Annotated in this window: 8 protein-coding genes and 1 CRISPR repeat array; of the genes, 1 reads left to right on the forward strand and 7 read right to left on the reverse strand. The window is 43.9% G+C overall.

Annotation, left to right across the window (positions count from 1 at the left end):
• Positions 1 to 497, forward strand: a 497-nt coding sequence (locus JMX98_RS02850) for an IS3 family transposase (RefSeq protein ID WP_201584556.1), incomplete at its 5' end; no start/stop codon positions are given.
• A 96-nt stretch (positions 498 to 593) separates the two neighbouring features.
• Positions 594 to 9,932: direct repeats of the CRISPR family, unit length 28 nt; unit sequence TTTCTAAGTCACCTATGCGGTGAGGAAG.
• A gap of 178 nt (positions 9,933 to 10,110) precedes the next feature.
• On the opposite strand, the gene cas6f is transcribed toward JMX98_RS02850, so the two are convergent.
• From cas6f to cas1f, 7 genes are all read right to left on the reverse strand, one after another.
• A complete protein-coding gene (gene cas6f, locus JMX98_RS02855; RefSeq protein WP_201584558.1) occupies positions 10,111 to 10,728 on the reverse strand; it encodes a type I-F CRISPR-associated endoribonuclease Cas6/Csy4 in 618 nt (205 codons plus the stop codon).
• A gap of 3 nt (positions 10,729 to 10,731) precedes the next feature.
• Positions 10,732 to 11,742, reverse strand: a complete 1,011-nt coding sequence (csy3, locus tag JMX98_RS02860) for a type I-F CRISPR-associated protein Csy3 (protein WP_201584561.1) — start codon at positions 11,740 to 11,742, stop codon at positions 10,732 to 10,734.
• Between the two features lie 67 nt (positions 11,743 to 11,809).
• Positions 11,810 to 12,781 (reverse strand): type I-F CRISPR-associated protein Csy2, encoded by a 972-nt coding sequence (gene csy2, locus JMX98_RS02865; protein ID WP_201584564.1) that lies wholly within the window; start codon positions 12,779 to 12,781, stop codon positions 11,810 to 11,812.
• Positions 12,778 to 14,157, reverse strand: coding sequence for a type I-F CRISPR-associated protein Csy1 (csy1, locus tag JMX98_RS02870; RefSeq protein ID WP_201584567.1), 1,380 nt, complete (start codon positions 14,155 to 14,157; stop codon positions 12,778 to 12,780). Before csy1 ends, csy2 begins: the two co-directional genes overlap by 4 nt.
• A gap of 90 nt (positions 14,158 to 14,247) precedes the next feature.
• Positions 14,248 to 14,481: a DUF2188 domain-containing protein gene (locus tag JMX98_RS02875; RefSeq protein WP_192524384.1), complete on the reverse strand. Its 234-nt coding sequence runs from the start codon at positions 14,479 to 14,481 to the stop codon at positions 14,248 to 14,250.
• A 262-nt stretch (positions 14,482 to 14,743) separates the two neighbouring features.
• Positions 14,744 to 18,226 carry a type I-F CRISPR-associated helicase Cas3f gene (gene cas3f / locus JMX98_RS02880; RefSeq protein ID WP_201584570.1) on the reverse strand — a complete coding sequence of 1,161 codons (3,483 nt, stop codon included), beginning with the start codon at positions 18,224 to 18,226 and terminating at the stop codon, positions 14,744 to 14,746.
• Between the two features lie 3 nt (positions 18,227 to 18,229).
• A complete protein-coding gene (gene cas1f / locus JMX98_RS02885; protein WP_201584573.1) occupies positions 18,230 to 19,225 on the reverse strand; it encodes a type I-F CRISPR-associated endonuclease Cas1f in 996 nt (331 codons plus the stop codon).
• Positions 19,226 to 19,684: the final 459 nt, after the last annotated feature.

The following is a 19,684-nucleotide window of genomic DNA, read 5'->3' on the forward strand; positions in this document are numbered from 1 at the left end:
TGCTGCATCAGCAGTTTGATGCCAATCGCCCTAACCAAGCATGGGTAAGCGATATTACTTATATCTGGACACATGAGGGTTGGCTGTACTTAGCAGGAGTCAAAGACTTATACACTAAAGAGCTGGTCGGCTATGCGATCAACAAACGCATGACCGCAGATTTGGTCTGTCACGCATTGAACATGGCCATCAAGAACAAACGACCTGCCAAAAAACTAATAGTCCATTCTGACAGAGGCAGCCAGTATTGTAGTCACGCCTACCACAAGATCGTTAAGCAGCATCAATTTACAGGCTCAATGAGCGCTAAAGGTAATTGCTTCGACAATGCTCCAATAGAAAGCTTCTGGGGCACTTTAAAGAACGAGCTGGTATATCATCAGGATTATAAGACTAGATTTGCAGCGATCAACGATATTATTAGATACATCGAGCTGTACTACAATCAGACTAGAATTCAAAAGGGTTTGGGCTATAAATCGCCAAGACAGGTGTGATTTGACTATTATCGTCAGGCTGCGTAATTAAAATCTCCCAAGTTTAGTTATACGGATTTGACGGCAGGGGTCACACCTGTTGCGCTTAACCCAGCATTTCTAAGTCACCTATGCGGTGAGGAAGTAAACCCTTACCATCTAAGGCGTAAAGAATATTTTCTAAGTCACCTATGCGGTGAGGAAGGAGCAGACTTAGGTTATAAAGCTGTAGAAGGTTTTCTAAGTCACCTATGCGGTGAGGAAGATTTTGCGTCGGCTGATTATGTTGATGCTCAATTTCTAAGTCACCTATGCGGTGAGGAAGGCCACCACCATTCTTGTGAACTCTAGGGCTTTTTTCTAAGTCACCTATGCGGTGAGGAAGCTGCTAAGTTACTGCAAGGTCATAACGTCTATTTTCTAAGTCACCTATGCGGTGAGGAAGAATAGGGATCATAGCCGCCTAATGCGTACTCATTTCTAAGTCACCTATGCGGTGAGGAAGACATCGCCCTCATAATGCTGACCAGACGGACAATTTCTAAGTCACCTATGCGGTGAGGAAGTAAACCAGCCTAAAATGATGACGATAACAGCATTTCTAAGTCACCTATGCGGTGAGGAAGTGCTAAACCCGCATTGATATATCTATCAATAATTTCTAAGTCACCTATGCGGTGAGGAAGATGCTCTTTGACTTCTACACTATCAAAGGTAGGTTTCTAAGTCACCTATGCGGTGAGGAAGGAGCTTCTATTAGCTGATGATGGTGGCGTACATTTCTAAGTCACCTATGCGGTGAGGAAGACAATCGTCAATATGAGCAAATAATTACAACATTTCTAAGTCACCTATGCGGTGAGGAAGTACGAGCTCACTTAAAAGATGCAGCTCGCTGGTTTCTAAGTCACCTATGCGGTGAGGAAGTATCAATCGAAGTGCAGTTTTAATCAAAATAATTTCTAAGTCACCTATGCGGTGAGGAAGAACACTAAATGGCGTATATCAAAAAATATCCGTTTCTAAGTCACCTATGCGGTGAGGAAGGCTATTTAAGTCAATACACTGTCAATCTTGACTTTCTAAGTCACCTATGCGGTGAGGAAGTTTTGGACTGGTTGCCGCCCCAGTGAGACGCTTTTCTAAGTCACCTATGCGGTGAGGAAGCAAGACGCGCGATTGGGCGAGCGAAGAAGCAATTTCTAAGTCACCTATGCGGTGAGGAAGGTCAAAAGGGTTGATTGTTTGTTTATTGGGCTTTTCTAAGTCACCTATGCGGTGAGGAAGGAAAAAAGATAAGTGCTTGGTATAACCATGATTTCTAAGTCACCTATGCGGTGAGGAAGAAAATGATGAGAAAGATTAAATTTAGAGCATGTTTCTAAGTCACCTATGCGGTGAGGAAGAGTCTGATTGTATTTTGGGGTGCCCGGCTTTATTTCTAAGTCACCTATGCGGTGAGGAAGTGGCACGCGGTAACGGCAAGCTTGGTCAGTATTTTCTAAGTCACCTATGCGGTGAGGAAGTCCGCGTCAAACACTCGGTATAAACTTCTTCTTTTCTAAGTCACCTATGCGGTGAGGAAGAAACTTTTGATATGATCGCCGGTCTTTGGATTTTTCTAAGTCACCTATGCGGTGAGGAAGAAAAACCGTCTTTGTTGTTTCTAAGTTGGATATTTCTAAGTCACCTATGCGGTGAGGAAGTTTATAAAGAATCCGCCCACCTACGCACCATGTTTCTAAGTCACCTATGCGGTGAGGAAGTTTTAGACCGTTGGCTTCTTTACGGTTTTTATTTTCTAAGTCACCTATGCGGTGAGGAAGGCGTCCCGAATTGCCACAACCGCGCAGATTATTTTCTAAGTCACCTATGCGGTGAGGAAGCACTCAAGAATGGAATAACAACGTCTTTCGCTTTTCTAAGTCACCTATGCGGTGAGGAAGTATCATGGTCAAAGGGTCTTAAATCGCTGTTAGTTTCTAAGTCACCTATGCGGTGAGGAAGTTGACCATATTTTGCCAACGGGTGCATCAGAATTTCTAAGTCACCTATGCGGTGAGGAAGGTTGATAGCAGCCCTAGCAAATGATAATTCACTTTCTAAGTCACCTATGCGGTGAGGAAGGTTTTGTGATTGGGCTACTATCGTTTGTGACTTTTCTAAGTCACCTATGCGGTGAGGAAGTGGTCTTTGTCTGCTTGAAGTTCAGCGAGTGTTTTCTAAGTCACCTATGCGGTGAGGAAGTTGATTTGTTTCCTGATGGGCCTGATTCGTTATTTCTAAGTCACCTATGCGGTGAGGAAGCGAATATTATTGGTAGACCATCGCTAGATAGTTTTCTAAGTCACCTATGCGGTGAGGAAGAGATGTTGCTGATTTTTATGATTTTCTTGGAATTTCTAAGTCACCTATGCGGTGAGGAAGACGAATACCCTTGATGATTTCATCATGCAACTTTTCTAAGTCACCTATGCGGTGAGGAAGAAAAATGGCTCGGTCATTTGGCGGCCTCAATTTTTCTAAGTCACCTATGCGGTGAGGAAGAATTTGATGTTGATAATTTTATGAAAGGTATCTTTCTAAGTCACCTATGCGGTGAGGAAGCTTCATCATGTTCGACCGCCTCTGTTGGCTCATTTCTAAGTCACCTATGCGGTGAGGAAGGTCGCGCTTGATGGGTGCGTTTGCTTGGGTATGTTTCTAAGTCACCTATGCGGTGAGGAAGAGCGCACGCCAACAGTGGTGGCTAAACCAAAATTTCTAAGTCACCTATGCGGTGAGGAAGGCGTCAGTATTGCAAACAATCCTTGATAGAACTTTCTAAGTCACCTATGCGGTGAGGAAGGCCGGCTGTCTGTTTTGGCTGCTGTGACTGTTCTTTCTAAGTCACCTATGCGGTGAGGAAGTGAGACAGATAACAATGATTGAGCACAAAGACTTTCTAAGTCACCTATGCGGTGAGGAAGATATTCGGCTTGACTGGCTCACCGTTGTTGCCTTTCTAAGTCACCTATGCGGTGAGGAAGGCCGCGCTGACATTGCGACAGACTGGGCAGGTTTCTAAGTCACCTATGCGGTGAGGAAGAAAAGCCAGGATCGGAGAAGATGCCTGGCAAATTTCTAAGTCACCTATGCGGTGAGGAAGAATGGCAGAAACGAAAACAGTTAAAAGCGGTATTTCTAAGTCACCTATGCGGTGAGGAAGCGAGCGCAAGACGCAGACCAAGACAATCATGTTTTCTAAGTCACCTATGCGGTGAGGAAGACCAAAACCGCCACGTAGCAGCGGTTGGCAAGTTTCTAAGTCACCTATGCGGTGAGGAAGCTGCGCTATGTCGCACTATCTATTGACCGCATTTTCTAAGTCACCTATGCGGTGAGGAAGTAATCATGATTGATTATCTACAAATCATGGGCTTTCTAAGTCACCTATGCGGTGAGGAAGGCCGCGGTGAAACGATACCGTTTATCTCAACGTTTCTAAGTCACCTATGCGGTGAGGAAGCGTCATACACTGGCTCAAACTTCTCAGGCTCACTTTCTAAGTCACCTATGCGGTGAGGAAGATAGCCGATTTAGCAACCTGATACCGCATTACTTTCTAAGTCACCTATGCGGTGAGGAAGTACTGGCACGACATTTACGAGCAAGCAGCAGATTTCTAAGTCACCTATGCGGTGAGGAAGTCTGCGAGTTCGTAGTACAAGTCGTGATCTGCTTTCTAAGTCACCTATGCGGTGAGGAAGTCAGATGGTCTTGAGATGCGAGGCGATGGTAAGTTTCTAAGTCACCTATGCGGTGAGGAAGATTTTTAGACAATAAAAAACCACCTAATCGGTTTTCTAAGTCACCTATGCGGTGAGGAAGGCTCGCTCTGCTGCGAGTTGTGCGTCGAGGTTTTTCTAAGTCACCTATGCGGTGAGGAAGTATGACGTTTCGTATCGTGGTGGTCAAACTGTTTTCTAAGTCACCTATGCGGTGAGGAAGGCTATCGCAATCAAAGGCGCTAAAAAAGGTCAGTTTCTAAGTCACCTATGCGGTGAGGAAGGGCAAAGAGTCTTTATTAACCGAAGTTAGCGATTTCTAAGTCACCTATGCGGTGAGGAAGCGGTACGTCCAACCGTGACCAACCTGACCATATTTCTAAGTCACCTATGCGGTGAGGAAGGCCGATGAGTTTGGTTTGCAAGGCGAGCGAATTTTCTAAGTCACCTATGCGGTGAGGAAGGTGCCAAAACTGCATGTTTACCGATTGCTTACTTTCTAAGTCACCTATGCGGTGAGGAAGACAATCCGACTGGTTACCAGGCGCCATTGCTATTTCTAAGTCACCTATGCGGTGAGGAAGGCTGACTCCTCATCTGCTGCTCTGGCGTTCTCTTTCTAAGTCACCTATGCGGTGAGGAAGTTTGAATAATCAGTCATCACGCATCACCTTTATTTCTAAGTCACCTATGCGGTGAGGAAGTGCCTTTAACCGCCGTCAGTGTTGACGTTGTATTTCTAAGTCACCTATGCGGTGAGGAAGTTTAATGTGTCTTGGGTTGTCGTACATGGTTATTTCTAAGTCACCTATGCGGTGAGGAAGTTGTAATTATGCGTAAACCTGTATTTTTTATATTTCTAAGTCACCTATGCGGTGAGGAAGGATGACAAGTACACGATACCACTAGCGCCTGATTTCTAAGTCACCTATGCGGTGAGGAAGGTTAAACGTGGCGAGATCATCAAAGGCGGTCAGTTTCTAAGTCACCTATGCGGTGAGGAAGCAGGCAATGAAATAACAATCAAGCAAGGTCAGTTTCTAAGTCACCTATGCGGTGAGGAAGTCATCGTCTTAAATCCTTGCGTTGCCCCGCTATTTCTAAGTCACCTATGCGGTGAGGAAGTTTTCTTTTTCATGTCGCTCTCCTTAGTGAATTTTCTAAGTCACCTATGCGGTGAGGAAGGGCTCAGGTGCTTCGCTTACTTCTTCGACTGTTTTCTAAGTCACCTATGCGGTGAGGAAGTACACCCAAGCCAGTATGTTAGGTACACCATTTTTCTAAGTCACCTATGCGGTGAGGAAGCTTCTTTCCACTGCTTAGCGATTTCAGCGGTTTTTCTAAGTCACCTATGCGGTGAGGAAGATGGCACGAGGACGGTGAGCGCGGCGAGATATTTTCTAAGTCACCTATGCGGTGAGGAAGCGTAGTGGTCGTATGCTGGTTTGTGTTGTGGCTTTTCTAAGTCACCTATGCGGTGAGGAAGTAGTAAACGGTCAGCTAGTACATAGTGGTTACTTTCTAAGTCACCTATGCGGTGAGGAAGTTGATATAGCTGAGTAGTGCTGTTGAGCATAATTTCTAAGTCACCTATGCGGTGAGGAAGACGCCTATCAACTCACTACAATGGATAGCTGATTTCTAAGTCACCTATGCGGTGAGGAAGATAGTGGCGATTTTTTTATGCGTCAGATTTTCTTTCTAAGTCACCTATGCGGTGAGGAAGCGACCTCCTGCATAACCGTGAGCATCTCTAGCTTTCTAAGTCACCTATGCGGTGAGGAAGTCTCTAACGGCTCAAGCTCACGGTAAAAGCTCTTTCTAAGTCACCTATGCGGTGAGGAAGCATCGGGCTAGAAGTTCGATTTGACTGTGAATTTTCTAAGTCACCTATGCGGTGAGGAAGGACATTGGCCGCCGCTGCCTCAATATCAGCGGTTTCTAAGTCACCTATGCGGTGAGGAAGACTATCTAGCGCAAGGTCGTCATCGGTCTCAGTTTCTAAGTCACCTATGCGGTGAGGAAGATTAACTCGATGATGACTGGCTTATCTGCCTCTTTCTAAGTCACCTATGCGGTGAGGAAGCTAAGCAACTGGCAACCGTCATTGACCGTACTTTTCTAAGTCACCTATGCGGTGAGGAAGAAGGATAAATTTATGGCAAGCGGCAACCTATGTTTCTAAGTCACCTATGCGGTGAGGAAGGATAATCCCACCATCATCGAGTTAATCACTGATTTCTAAGTCACCTATGCGGTGAGGAAGTGGCTCATACAGCCCAATAGCAGCATCGTCTATTTCTAAGTCACCTATGCGGTGAGGAAGATGCTATTAAATTCCTCGCCTCTGACGACTCCTTTCTAAGTCACCTATGCGGTGAGGAAGATCTCCGTGCTGTCTAGCGCAAGGTCGTCATCTTTCTAAGTCACCTATGCGGTGAGGAAGTACGAGTCAGAGCAATATCAAACAATCAAAGCTTTCTAAGTCACCTATGCGGTGAGGAAGTACGCTACGCACAGAGGCTTTAAATTTGACACTTTCTAAGTCACCTATGCGGTGAGGAAGGTCGAGCTTATCCGCAGCTCATGGAAATATCATTTCTAAGTCACCTATGCGGTGAGGAAGACTGGCTATCTTGTTGATACTGACGCAAGGACTTTCTAAGTCACCTATGCGGTGAGGAAGCTGGCTCACCGTTGTTACCAGCCGTCTGTTTTTTTCTAAGTCACCTATGCGGTGAGGAAGCAGTCAATGCGAGATTTTAGAGAGCGTGCTGATTTCTAAGTCACCTATGCGGTGAGGAAGCAATATTTTTATGGTTTGCTTGAAAGTAGTTATTTCTAAGTCACCTATGCGGTGAGGAAGGTGACAAGATGGGACACATACACATATGCATATTTCTAAGTCACCTATGCGGTGAGGAAGTAGCATCTGAGCCAAACGGACACTTGATTTCATTTCTAAGTCACCTATGCGGTGAGGAAGGTTGAAACCGATGAAGTCGAGCAGGACGAGCATTTCTAAGTCACCTATGCGGTGAGGAAGAGATAATGCCAGCAGGGTCAAAAGGCTCAGCATTTCTAAGTCACCTATGCGGTGAGGAAGGCTACGATGAATAAACGTAAAAGACTACTTGATTTCTAAGTCACCTATGCGGTGAGGAAGCTTTTACAATGCGCTCAAACTCAGCGACAAAATTTCTAAGTCACCTATGCGGTGAGGAAGTTGATTTAGATGCTGGCACTTTGACGCTTAACTTTCTAAGTCACCTATGCGGTGAGGAAGAGACCCTCATTTTGATATCCGTCGAGCCGTAGTTTCTAAGTCACCTATGCGGTGAGGAAGTAAAAGTTTACTTATAATAAACCACATCGCAATTTCTAAGTCACCTATGCGGTGAGGAAGAACTGGACTGCTTGGCATCATGCACTCAGACATTTCTAAGTCACCTATGCGGTGAGGAAGACTAATGCACAAACCAAGCCGACAATGCCGCATTTCTAAGTCACCTATGCGGTGAGGAAGACAGCAAGAGCAATGGGCATTGATTTTACAACTTTCTAAGTCACCTATGCGGTGAGGAAGGGATATCGGCAACTCGGACGGCTGTGCTATCTTTTCTAAGTCACCTATGCGGTGAGGAAGGTACTCAGTGACAGTCATGCCCTGCTCGCTCAGTTTCTAAGTCACCTATGCGGTGAGGAAGTTTAGTCCTTAACTGTCAATTTGACGGTCAAGTTTCTAAGTCACCTATGCGGTGAGGAAGTTAAACTGGCAAGGTATATCCAAAATTGTTTTTTTCTAAGTCACCTATGCGGTGAGGAAGAGTAAGTCTGTCCGGTCACAGGGTCGCGCTCTTTTCTAAGTCACCTATGCGGTGAGGAAGTCGGCGATGTTTGTCTTGCCAGTAATAGTCATTTTCTAAGTCACCTATGCGGTGAGGAAGTATGCTCAGGAAATGACAGCGCAATACGCTCATTTCTAAGTCACCTATGCGGTGAGGAAGGGATATCGGCAACTCGGACGGCTGTGCTATCTTTTCTAAGTCACCTATGCGGTGAGGAAGATGACCTTTAAGACTTACACCGTCTCATATATTTTCTAAGTCACCTATGCGGTGAGGAAGGGCTTGAGGTATCGAGGATTACTAGGTGTCTATTTCTAAGTCACCTATGCGGTGAGGAAGAAACCTAAGACGCAAGGCGTGGGGATTGGTGATTTCTAAGTCACCTATGCGGTGAGGAAGTATTCACCTTTGGCAGTAATACCTTTGCCAGTTTTCTAAGTCACCTATGCGGTGAGGAAGGAATTGGCGGCAAGATGATCCGCAAGTCTATTGTTTCTAAGTCACCTATGCGGTGAGGAAGATGATTATGCCAAACAAGTAACCAATGAAAAATTTCTAAGTCACCTATGCGGTGAGGAAGTCTATCGTATCGTAGGGAGATGGCTTTTCTTATTTCTAAGTCACCTATGCGGTGAGGAAGGAGCAATGGTTGCCTGAGCTTTACCGCGTTATTTTCTAAGTCACCTATGCGGTGAGGAAGTAGCGACTTTGTGGGCGCTGAAGAGCGCATGTTTTCTAAGTCACCTATGCGGTGAGGAAGCTCGTTATGCGCTTCGTAGTAGCGAATCCAGCTTTCTAAGTCACCTATGCGGTGAGGAAGGAGCACCCATTCCCAGCCTGCGGCTTCTTGTTTTTCTAAGTCACCTATGCGGTGAGGAAGAGGTCGGCAAAAGGTTGCTAAAGGGCGGTGCTTTTCTAAGTCACCTATGCGGTGAGGAAGAATGTAGAGGGACAAGACGTTTTTTGGCGTGTTTTCTAAGTCACCTATGCGGTGAGGAAGATCGCGGTGATTGGAAAAATCCCAACGGTAAATTTCTAAGTCACCTATGCGGTGAGGAAGAAAAACATCAAAAGAGCTTTATAGTTACGTTTTTTCTAAGTCACCTATGCGGTGAGGAAGAGAAGCTAAAGACTCCGCTTTAAAGGCTCTACTTTCTAAGTCACCTATGCGGTGAGGAAGTGCAATGCTTTACTGGCCAACCTGATAAGACAGTTTCTAAGTCACCTATGCGGTGAGGAAGTTATCAAGTAGCTAATATCAGCGGCGCTATAATTTCTAAGTCACCTATGCGGTGAGGAAGTTGTCAAAGTCAAACAAGATAGGGTTTTTAGCTTTCTAAGTCACCTATGCGGTGAGGAAGCATTACTGGATAATTCATTGTTATATCCTCTATTTCTAAGTCACCTATGCGGTGAGGAAGGTGTCGTAAGCAGCTAGGTCTTGCGCTGTAAATTTCTAAGTCACCTATGCGGTGAGGAAGGCATTCATGCACAGATACAAGCCAAAAAAGGTTTTCTAAGTCACCTATGCGGTGAGGAAGCAATAGCTTTAATGTGCTTCTGATCGCGTTTGTTTCTAAGTCACCTATGCGGTGAGGAAGAGCGTCAAAAAGAAATTTTATCTCTACTTAGCTTTCTAAGTCACCTATGCGGTGAGGAAGATACCGTCACCGATACCGTCATTCGTTAAAGTTTTCTAAGTCACCTATGCGGTGAGGAAGAAGTGGCTAAAAACTAAAATTGATGCTATTGTTTTCTAAGTCACCTATGCGGTGAGGAAGGTTAAATGACATGACTTACCCCTATGCAAAATTTTCTAAGTCACCTATGCGGTGAGGAAGAGGAATTATACCTCAAAAAACTCAATTACAACAAGGCGTGGAGAGTGAAACACCCTATTTTACCCTCCGTTTTTCGCCCTAATCTAACTGATTGATTTTATTACAAGTTTTTAAATAGCTTAAAAAAAGGGTTTTTTGTCCCAATTTTTGGGTAATTCGTCATTACCTTATAAGTAGCTTACCAATGGGGCACAGTAACCTTATCTGCCGCATTGTTAATGCCATAGCTGTTAAACGACCCTTGAGTCTCATTATCTGCCATTTCTTGAATGATAGATAATGCGTAGGGTTGATTGTTGCTGATACTCCTTAAGTTGATATACGGATACGGTTTGTTATCCTGCTTGTGTTTGGCGCAGTGTATCAGTGCCGCCTCCAGCGTAATGCTTTTGTGCTCAGCGAATGCTTCAGCCTGCTTGAGCACATTTTTATGGCGGTAGCGTCTGATCACAACGTGCCCTTTGGCTTTGTCACCAACCTCATTGATGCGCTTCACATGCACATAGTCCGTCAATCGCTCCAGCCATTTATCGAGATTGAGGGTCTCTAAGTCTTTTTGGCTTGGGGCAAAGACTCGAAGTTTTAGACCAAGCTTAGATGATTTACCCTTTTCATCATAATGATAATCAGGGAAGCTAACACCGATAGATTCGATGCTGTGCTTGTTTTTCATCTCCGCTAAGGCAATATGAAATTGGGTAAATAGCTTACTCCAGATGAAATATCTACTGATTTCAGGATCAGGTAATAGAGTAATTTCTTGGTAATGAGTCAAGCTTGTCGTTGAGTCGGTCATCACTTACTCCTTGCCACTGGCACCGAACACACCACCACGGATAAGTACACCCATCACATAATGCTGCTGGTTGACGTCCGGCGTATCACCTTTTAATACCCAGTTATCAAACAGGCTGTAGAAGTCCATTTTATCTTTAGGTTGGCGAAAAGCAGTACCTAATGTCGTGACTGCACCATAAGGTTCGATAGCGATAGGGAACTCAGCATCAGGGTACCAATCGTCAATGCTACGAATGGCATTGCTGACTTTTTGCGAGTGCATGCCTGCTTTGCCATTAATCTCATACAAGATTTTACTTTTGCTCTTACCCGTATCAAGTACCAGCTCTTGCGAAGGATAAACTTCTTGACCATAACCCATGATGGCAGCGGCTTTTACATATAAAATGATAAAAGCGTCTCCATTTAAGCCTTTTTCAATCAGCCCAGCCAGTTCATTAATTTTGCTATCGTCTGTATTGAAGTCTTTTAGTGAAATGGACTTTGCATCAAATTCAAAGTCGTGTTTAGTACCATCAATATCACAGCTGACCTCAACCTTAATACTTTCAGCGCCCACGCGGTTGCGCCATAACCAGCGAGCATTAGCGATGTTGCTGGCGTAGCGACGAGCCAACTCATTAACGCCTTGGTTATCCAAATAATCCTGTACCGTTGAGACTAAGGCCTGTTGATAATCTTGGTCGTTACAGACGCTAGGCTTACCAGTGAACGGCAATACCTTACAGCTCCACGTTACAATCAGAGTATCATTGGTTTCATCTAATGAGGCTGAATCTACCGTTTGTAGATTGGCTTTTTGAATCTCGGCATCGAGCTTGGCAGGGTCTTTAGCAATGGCGCTTTTTTGACGGTTACTAATCGTACCTCGGACAGACTTTTCGTTAATGGTTACAGGACTAATTTTAGCGTTAGCAGTTTGGCTGTCTGTTTGTGCAAAGAAACCATCTGAGATATCAAGGTTACGCTCAAAGGCTAGGACGGATGCAGTTTTTAGGGCTGTTTTTGACATATTATTCTCCATGATTGTAAGAAATTAAAAGTTAATTGAACGGGTTATTGATTAGAACAAAGTAAAATTAAAACTCTTGATTTTGAGTGACTAAATAAAGTGATTCATCAGCATCATAGTGGTAGCGCCAAAACGCATTAGCAATATCATTATCACCGCCGACACTATTTAAACGCTGCGGATAAACCCACTTGCCAAGGCTATATATAGCTTCAACATATTGACTAGGATATTCAGGATTGCGCACGTTTTGCATCATGCCAGCGTCATATAAATCAGAGATACCTTGATAGCCTATCGGCATAGGCACTAGCCAGCCGTGTCCGCTTTTACGTGAGGTAGTTAGCCACTTTGTATCGCCGTTTTTTTGGGTTTCAGGAATATGATGTAGTGTACAAACATCTATCAAAGCGTCTAGTGGCGTCGCGTCTGGGTTGTCTGCTTGCACCTTATCGATAATCTCGGCAAAGTCGTCCTGCGCGTCCATCAACACAAAAGCCGGCAGTAATTGCGCAGTAATAGAGCTGACGTCATCTTTATCAAAGAATTGCACTGGCTCAAACCTTGCCAAGCCCCTTACACTACCACCAGCCATGCGCTGCTGCTGTAGCCATTGCTTGGTTTTTTGCATGGCATAATCTTGCTGCTCATTAGTTAAGGTATCTGTACCTAATATCTCGACTACAAAGGTCATCACCAATCGGCATTTGCCTTCTTCAATTATAGAGGCGGTTTTGCCATCTTTTTTGATGGGATTGCGCGTTTGGTTAAAAGTGTAGTTGTTATAACTATTAGGGCGATACATTTGAGGTTGGCAGTCATGACAGGCAAGCAGTACACCGCCTAAACAGACATCAGAGAGCAGCTCATCATCTGCCATTTTTCGTGACATCGCATGAAAGCTACCCAAAAACCCAGTGATAGCAGGGAAGCCATAAGTCAGTGGACTTGAGATAGTATTTGCCCCTTCAATAACGACCTTTTTAAACATCAAATAGCCAACCACACCAATACTATTGTCATCATCTATGCGGCTCATAAAAATACTCCTTTGCCTGCGCGCTCGTAGCGTTTTTTCATATCCTCAATCTCACGTTCCCATTCCAGATGTTCAGCATCACCAAAATCGTTGGCTATTTGCTTAAATTCAGCTTGCATTAAGGTATTGAGCCAACGCGCAAAACGGTGAACGATTTGACTATGCCAAGCATCATCTTCTTCACGTTCTGCTTTGAACTCAGCTTCACCCTCAAGGTCGGCGCGTTTGGGGTCGAGCCAAAGCTTCTCAATGCGGTCAAGCTCATAGTCTTTTGACCAGCCAGCATGTAGGGTAGTGCGGATATCTTCTGCTGCGGCAAATATCTGATATAACACTTCATCGATAGCTCGTTTGCGCGCGTCTCTGACATCGAAAATATTGCGCGTATCTTTAATGGACTTAAAAATATTTTGGATGGCTTCGCGGGCGTTATATTCCATGCCAGTGCTAAAGATACTATTGGCAAATTTGGATAATTTAAAAGCGCGGTCTTGCTTGATGATTGGTGGCAGAGAGGGGAGGAGGTAGTTACGCCCACCTTGTTTACTCATGAGCAGACTGACGTTTTGCGGCTTAGTGCCACCAAGCTGAACGGTTGCCAAATTATTTAAGCTCACATAAGGACGCTGTTCGGCAGTTTTCTTAAAGCGATTATCGCGGGCAGCTTTATTCTCATCAGAAAATTTAAGATGATTGACGCGTTGGTAAACTTCATGGGTAAGTACAGAAGGATAAAGCGGGACGATATTAATATAATTAAGCTGCTCAATGTCGGTCTCTTCATAAGCGTTGGTCACCCATAAGGTCTGTTTATTACGCTCATGAGTGACAGGCTCAATAATGTTGTTTTGTAGTGCCTCTTTAAAGGTCTGTTGGTAAGTATTTGCAAGAGTCTGGTCACTGTTAAGTGAAGCAACAAAGTCAGTATTATCGTCTAGAATAAGATCACGAATTTTAGTTGTCTCATTTATTTCAAAATCGAAAAAAGCCGCAAGGGGCAGGGCAGCAGCATTACCATTAGCATCAATATAGCTACTATCTATTGAGTGCGTACCGACGATGGTTTCTGATAAATTATTTATGACTTCAAAACTGACGTTATCGCCCTTGGCGTCAGGGTGTACCCCTTTTGAGATATGCGTACCAAAATTTAATTGCTTTGCCATGCGCGTTGCAGCGTCAGCAATCCAATTATTGACGCTATATTTATCTTTAGCATCTGCTAAGGTTTCTTTTAACTCTGAAGCCTTTTCATGCTCCTTATTTTCAATGGCTTTAGCGAGCTGCTTTTGCTCGGTTTCAGTCTTTTTGTCGTATTGGCTAGCAAGAAAGGCGTTGACCGCATTGCTTGCTAGCTCTGGGGGTATGTCAGTCATAGATTGTATCCTAAATAACGTTTAGTAATATTCTGAGGATGGCGTATAGATATGGAATACCTATACGCCTTACAGTATCAGAAAATAAGTTTATCGCTTATCTTTAGGGGGATAAGGGTCATTACCATGGCTATCAGCATTGCTGATTCTGCCATCTTTATTATGAATAACTAATTCAGACTCTTGATTGCGACTGATTCCACGTGCATGGTCAACTGCATCTGTTTTGCGCTCATGATGTTTAATGGCACGTTTGCTACCACCACCTTTAACATCCCAGCCACCTTCCGAATTTGGCACAACATGATGTGTTTTTCTCGCCATAATCAATTACCTCGTATGAACCTATAAGTAAAAGCCAACATCAGTATTGAATAGTTGACTAAAGCATTAAAGCATAAGCTTAAATTATAATCAACCATGTCATACATAATATTTAAATAAAATAATCGATTTGTTATTATAGTACACCATTGCTTAAATGGCTTAGAAAATGTCATACACAATATTAAATTTCACCACCGCATAGGTGGATTGGCTCAATCAAGAAGCACGGTTAACGCCGTGCTTTTTTCATGCCAATAACTCACTCCCGCACAAAACCAAAAAACTCATGAAACACCCAGCCGCGACTGTTATTAGCCTTGATGCTATCAAGTGACACTGACGAGTAGGTAATGGCTAATGAAAGCAAGCTCTTATCAGGCTGTGCCACTTGTAAGTCCTGCAAGACGTCATTCAATGAAGTGCTCAACCACGGCTTTATTTGCGCGTGCTCAAAATTAAAGTCTAGCGGCTGAATGGTTTTATTATGGATGGTAGATTTAACTAAACCTTTTTCAAATACATCTTCTGCATAGTAAGCATCAAATCCTGTCGTTGGCACATCAGTTTCTTCGTTATCATTAACCATGCGCGGAATTAATAACCAATCGTCTTGCGGAGTGCCAGCTCGAAAAGGACTGATTTGCTGTAGATGAGTATGCGTACGATTGGCTGTGGCTTTGCTATCCCAGTAAGCATTGACATAGTTAAGCTTAGGGTTGTTAAGGAGATGTCGCATAACTTGGTGTTCGAGGTCGCTCAGCGTTTCTACTGTTTTATCATGAGCTGCTTTAATTCTAGGTCTGGCATCAACTTGTGCTAATTGTTCTGCTGTCATTAGCTCATTCAAATCGTAGCTTGGTGGTTTAAACAGCGTGGTCTCAAATCCTGGATGGGTAAAGATAGGGCGCTTGCCATTAGGGTACTTAAAGTAGCGAATATTGTATTGCAGCAGCAGGATATTTGGCTCATTAGCGACCTTGTCAGGACGATGTCGCCAGACACGCCCAGCCAGCTGAATGATAGAGCGCATAGAGGAGGGTTCTACGATTGCCCAGTCATAATCATGGTCGCGCCCGACTTCTGCGACAGGAGTAGCCAGTACCATAAAGATATGATTTTTATTAGGGTTATTAGCAATGGCTTGCTTAATCTCAGAATGATCAAAAATGCCAACTTTACTATCGCTACGGTCTAAAATTCTATCCAGCTTATTCTCCAAAGCATTGCGCAGTAGTAAAAGCTGCTTAGCGTGATAGCACGCTACATGTATAACCGTGTCATCTGGTACCGTTATGCTGTCTGCTTTAAATAACTGCATAGCGATACTGGTAATGTTGTTAATATTGGCAACGCGAATGAGTCCAATGCTTACCCGCACATCTTTATCAGCTTGAAGCTTATTATCAGACACTTCATGATACTTATAGTGCAAGCCTATGGCAGCATCAACCAAAGTCTGCGCCAAAGTGCTATAAAACTGCGACGCTTTATCCTTTGTATAGTTAGCTGAAAAAGGCAGTATTTCTGCCTTACGTCTGATAGGTTGCTGGGCTAAATAGCTGGCACGTTTATCACAAAATTGTTTATGACTGTTTTGAAAGCCATTAACGTCGCTGCATTGTTCCGATAGCATCGCTTTGGGCTGCTCATCGAACCATGCGCAAACTACTTTTGGCGTAGGTTTATTCTGACTTTGATTAAATAGTTTTCGCCCCTCCATATAGGCTTCAAACAGTCCTGTCACCAAGTCAGGGGTCAAGGTTGCAGATGAAAGCAGCACTCGCGTACCAAAAAGTCCTGCTAGATGCACTAAACGCGACAGCGCAGGCAAGTCCGCTTGATCAAAGTCATCAGGTTCATCGAGTATTAAGTCACTACTGAGCAGTCGTAGCATGGGGGCAATATATTTACCACCACGTTTGCACTCAGAGGCTTGGATAATATGGTCAACGGTACAGGTCACGATAGGCGCAAATATTAAATCGCGTGCTTTAGGGCTAGCGATGACCGTATCGAGATTCAGCGCCTCATAGTCTTGATAGTCAATGTCGCTATCGACGATTTCATCTAACAAATCTTCGATGGACTCACTACCGAAAGTTTCAGACTCATTATCAGGCTCATCGTCCTTTTTATATTCACCGATAATGTCATTAATATCATTAGTCTTGTTATCGTATGCCAGCTCAAACAATTTTTTATTGGCGCTACCACCGACTAATATGGCTAACTGGTCACCTGCCAATTTTAAGTTTTTACGAAAGCTTAAACCGGTCTGCAAGGTTAGAATCCGCAGTCCTAAAGCGATAGTAAAGCGCGCTCCTTTTTTTGGGTCAGCTAGAGCGTACATAATACGTGCATTACCGATGGTTTTACCCGCACCTGTCGATGCCATATTAACGCCAAAAAACCCATGCTCGCGCGTGGCTTCTTGCAAACCATAAGTCATCTTGAAAGCTTGATTCTGCCATTTAAAACGTTCAATCCCAGTAGGTTTAGCTAATGGATCATGATTACGTAGTGTTGGCATTTCGCTTGCAATGATAGGTAGCGCACGACAAAAATGTGCTGTAAAAGCTCCAACACCTAATAAATGCTCCTCAAGAGATTGTTTAACAGTCGGTGTGCTAGCGCTTCTGTCAGTATTAGCTGCTAGCTTTTTAAAACTGCTATCAACCTTGATACAGCGAGAGTCGTCTTCTTTAAGACTAGAATAATTGTGGTCACCTACCATTAAACACAGACGTGATAAATGCAATAAAAACGGGTCACTGATGGCTTTCTTATTCTCAGAAGCTTGTTGGCTTATTTGCATTAAGGTCGGGTTATTTAAGGCTTTTTTAGACCAACGCCTGATATTCTTTTGCCAAGCTAGGCTATTAATGACTAACTGATCGAAGTGCCAAAAGTCCTTTAATTGCGCTTTGGTCATCTCCTCTAACGACTTAGGGTTTTTTACCCAATAGTCGAATGGCTCAATTTTTCCATAAAACTGATTTAAGTCTCTTTTAATCTCTAACGTATTTTGGGGTAATTGCAAACGTTGAATATCTTTGTAAGGGTAAAAAACCTTTTTGATAGGTGGCAAGCGGTGATGAGTGACAATCAGCCAAGCGACCCACTGTGCTAGGGGCGGCATAGCTTTTATATTGACGACATCTTTATTAGCATTAGATAGTAGATTTTCTATATTGTTATTTTCTAACCATTTATTTAAATTCATTAAACGGTCAAGCCATGCTTCGTCAGTGTTGCAATCGCCAATCATCAGCTCAAACAGTTTTAATGATATCCATTCATGCCGATAAGAATCGCCTTGTTTACTACCTTGTATAAGCTTTTTTTGAAAGCCAATCGTTGATTTGCCAATGTCGTGGAGTAATGCAGCAAGTGTAGCGATAATTTGAATACTACTGGCATAACTCCATTCATTCTCCCACTCACTATGCAGAATATTTCTTTTGGTACGGTTCACAGGAACCACACCCACCTCATTAAACCGCCGCTTATTCCCCACAATCCATACCAGCTCGGTCAGCTGGCGCGTCTTATTACGATGACAGCTCACCGCTGTAGACTTGGTCGCAGATTTACGTAGTAGCTGCTTAACTGTCTTTAATCCATCTTCTGTAATCGCCGTCTGCCACACATTATTACCAATACGGTTGGCAAAGACGTCTAAGATTCTGCGAGTACGTTTTAGCGATTTCTTCTCGCATTGAGAGACAAAGGTAACGATCATTTTCTACACCTGCCAGCTTTTATTCATAGCAATCTGTTTAACGGCTTCAAACTGATAATCCAGTGCATGATGTTTGGTAAATAAGTTTAAGCACTCCTGGCGAAACTCTTGCTCGCTCATATTTTCGCTGGCGCAAATAAAGGCGAGGGGCAGCACTAGGGCGTCTTTGATAATATCGGCAATATCAAATACCAATGCGCCGCGCCGGGTTTTGCCATGCATCACTGCGAAGCCATGCGGAATACCTAGCGTCCATGCCGTCGTCGCACCCAGTCCATAGGCAAGGTAGTTGCCGTGATTGAGAAAACCATTGGCTTTATCAATGCCATCATGGGCGCGGGTAAAGCCGTCGTAGCCGGTGTTTTTGGCGGCGAGTTTATACAGGTTTTTGGTCAGACGAGCTTCTAACTGCAATAAGTGCATGACCTCAGTTTGCTGATCGATTTGACGAATATTATTATCGATGAGCGCTTTAATGTCATCACGACTGCTATCAAATCCCTGACGTTTTAGATCGACATCTTTACCCCAAACGGCTTGTAAGTAGGCTAGACGCGCATGTTGTAGCATTTTAGCGGCAGCTAGGCGTTTATCGTCATCCCACCACCAACTGAGCCAACCTTGCACATATTCTGTCGGTCGATACTCGCTTTGCGGGGTCAGCCACTCGACGAAGACTTCACGCTCAGATCCCATAAATAGCGGCGTACCTCCGCCACCGCAAAACCCTACTAATACGCCAGCTTGGGATAGCAAACGCATCGCCGCTTGGGTGATGGAGGTGCCCGTACCGAGTAGAATGGAGGTGGTATTGGCAATAGGAATGTTGTAGAACAGGTTGGCTTTATCGTCTTCGGTGAGATAGAGAATTCTGCCGTCTTTTTGCATGACGCGGCAGTGGGAGAGGTAGTAGATATTGGCGCGTTTGGAATGCAAGATGGTTTTTAGGTCGGAGGAGGCAAAGCTATTGTCGGTATAGGGATTGCTGGATTTTGCCATAATAGTTCCGTCTATTGAAAGTATCGTAGAATTTGAATACGGATTTACTTTAACGGAACTTTGTTCGTAAAACAATGAATAATATATTTAAAACGACAGTATATGTCGCTAGTTAATTGAATGCGAAACCAGATAACCTAAGTTATCTGGTAATTAATTACACTTAGTAGTCTATCTACTTACAGTAATCTGACCACCTGAAAAGCTGATACACCCTTCGCAAAACCAAGACCGCAAACTTCTTGCATAAGGTATATCTGCTGGGACATCAAGCTGGTATGGACGACCACAGTACTCACAATGCACATCGTCTAGATAGGCCTGACATTTCGAGAGTGTCCTAAACAGTAAAGAGTAGCTTATACCGTAAGACTGACATAGGATCTCTACATGAGCGAGATAATTATCAGGCGAATTATAAGACCAGTACTCACGGCAAAAGTCTTTAACTGCCTCATT

The organism is Psychrobacter sp. HII-4 (assembly GCF_904846595.1).
In the GTDB taxonomy this organism is placed as follows: Bacteria; Pseudomonadota; Gammaproteobacteria; order Pseudomonadales; family Moraxellaceae; genus Psychrobacter; species Psychrobacter celer.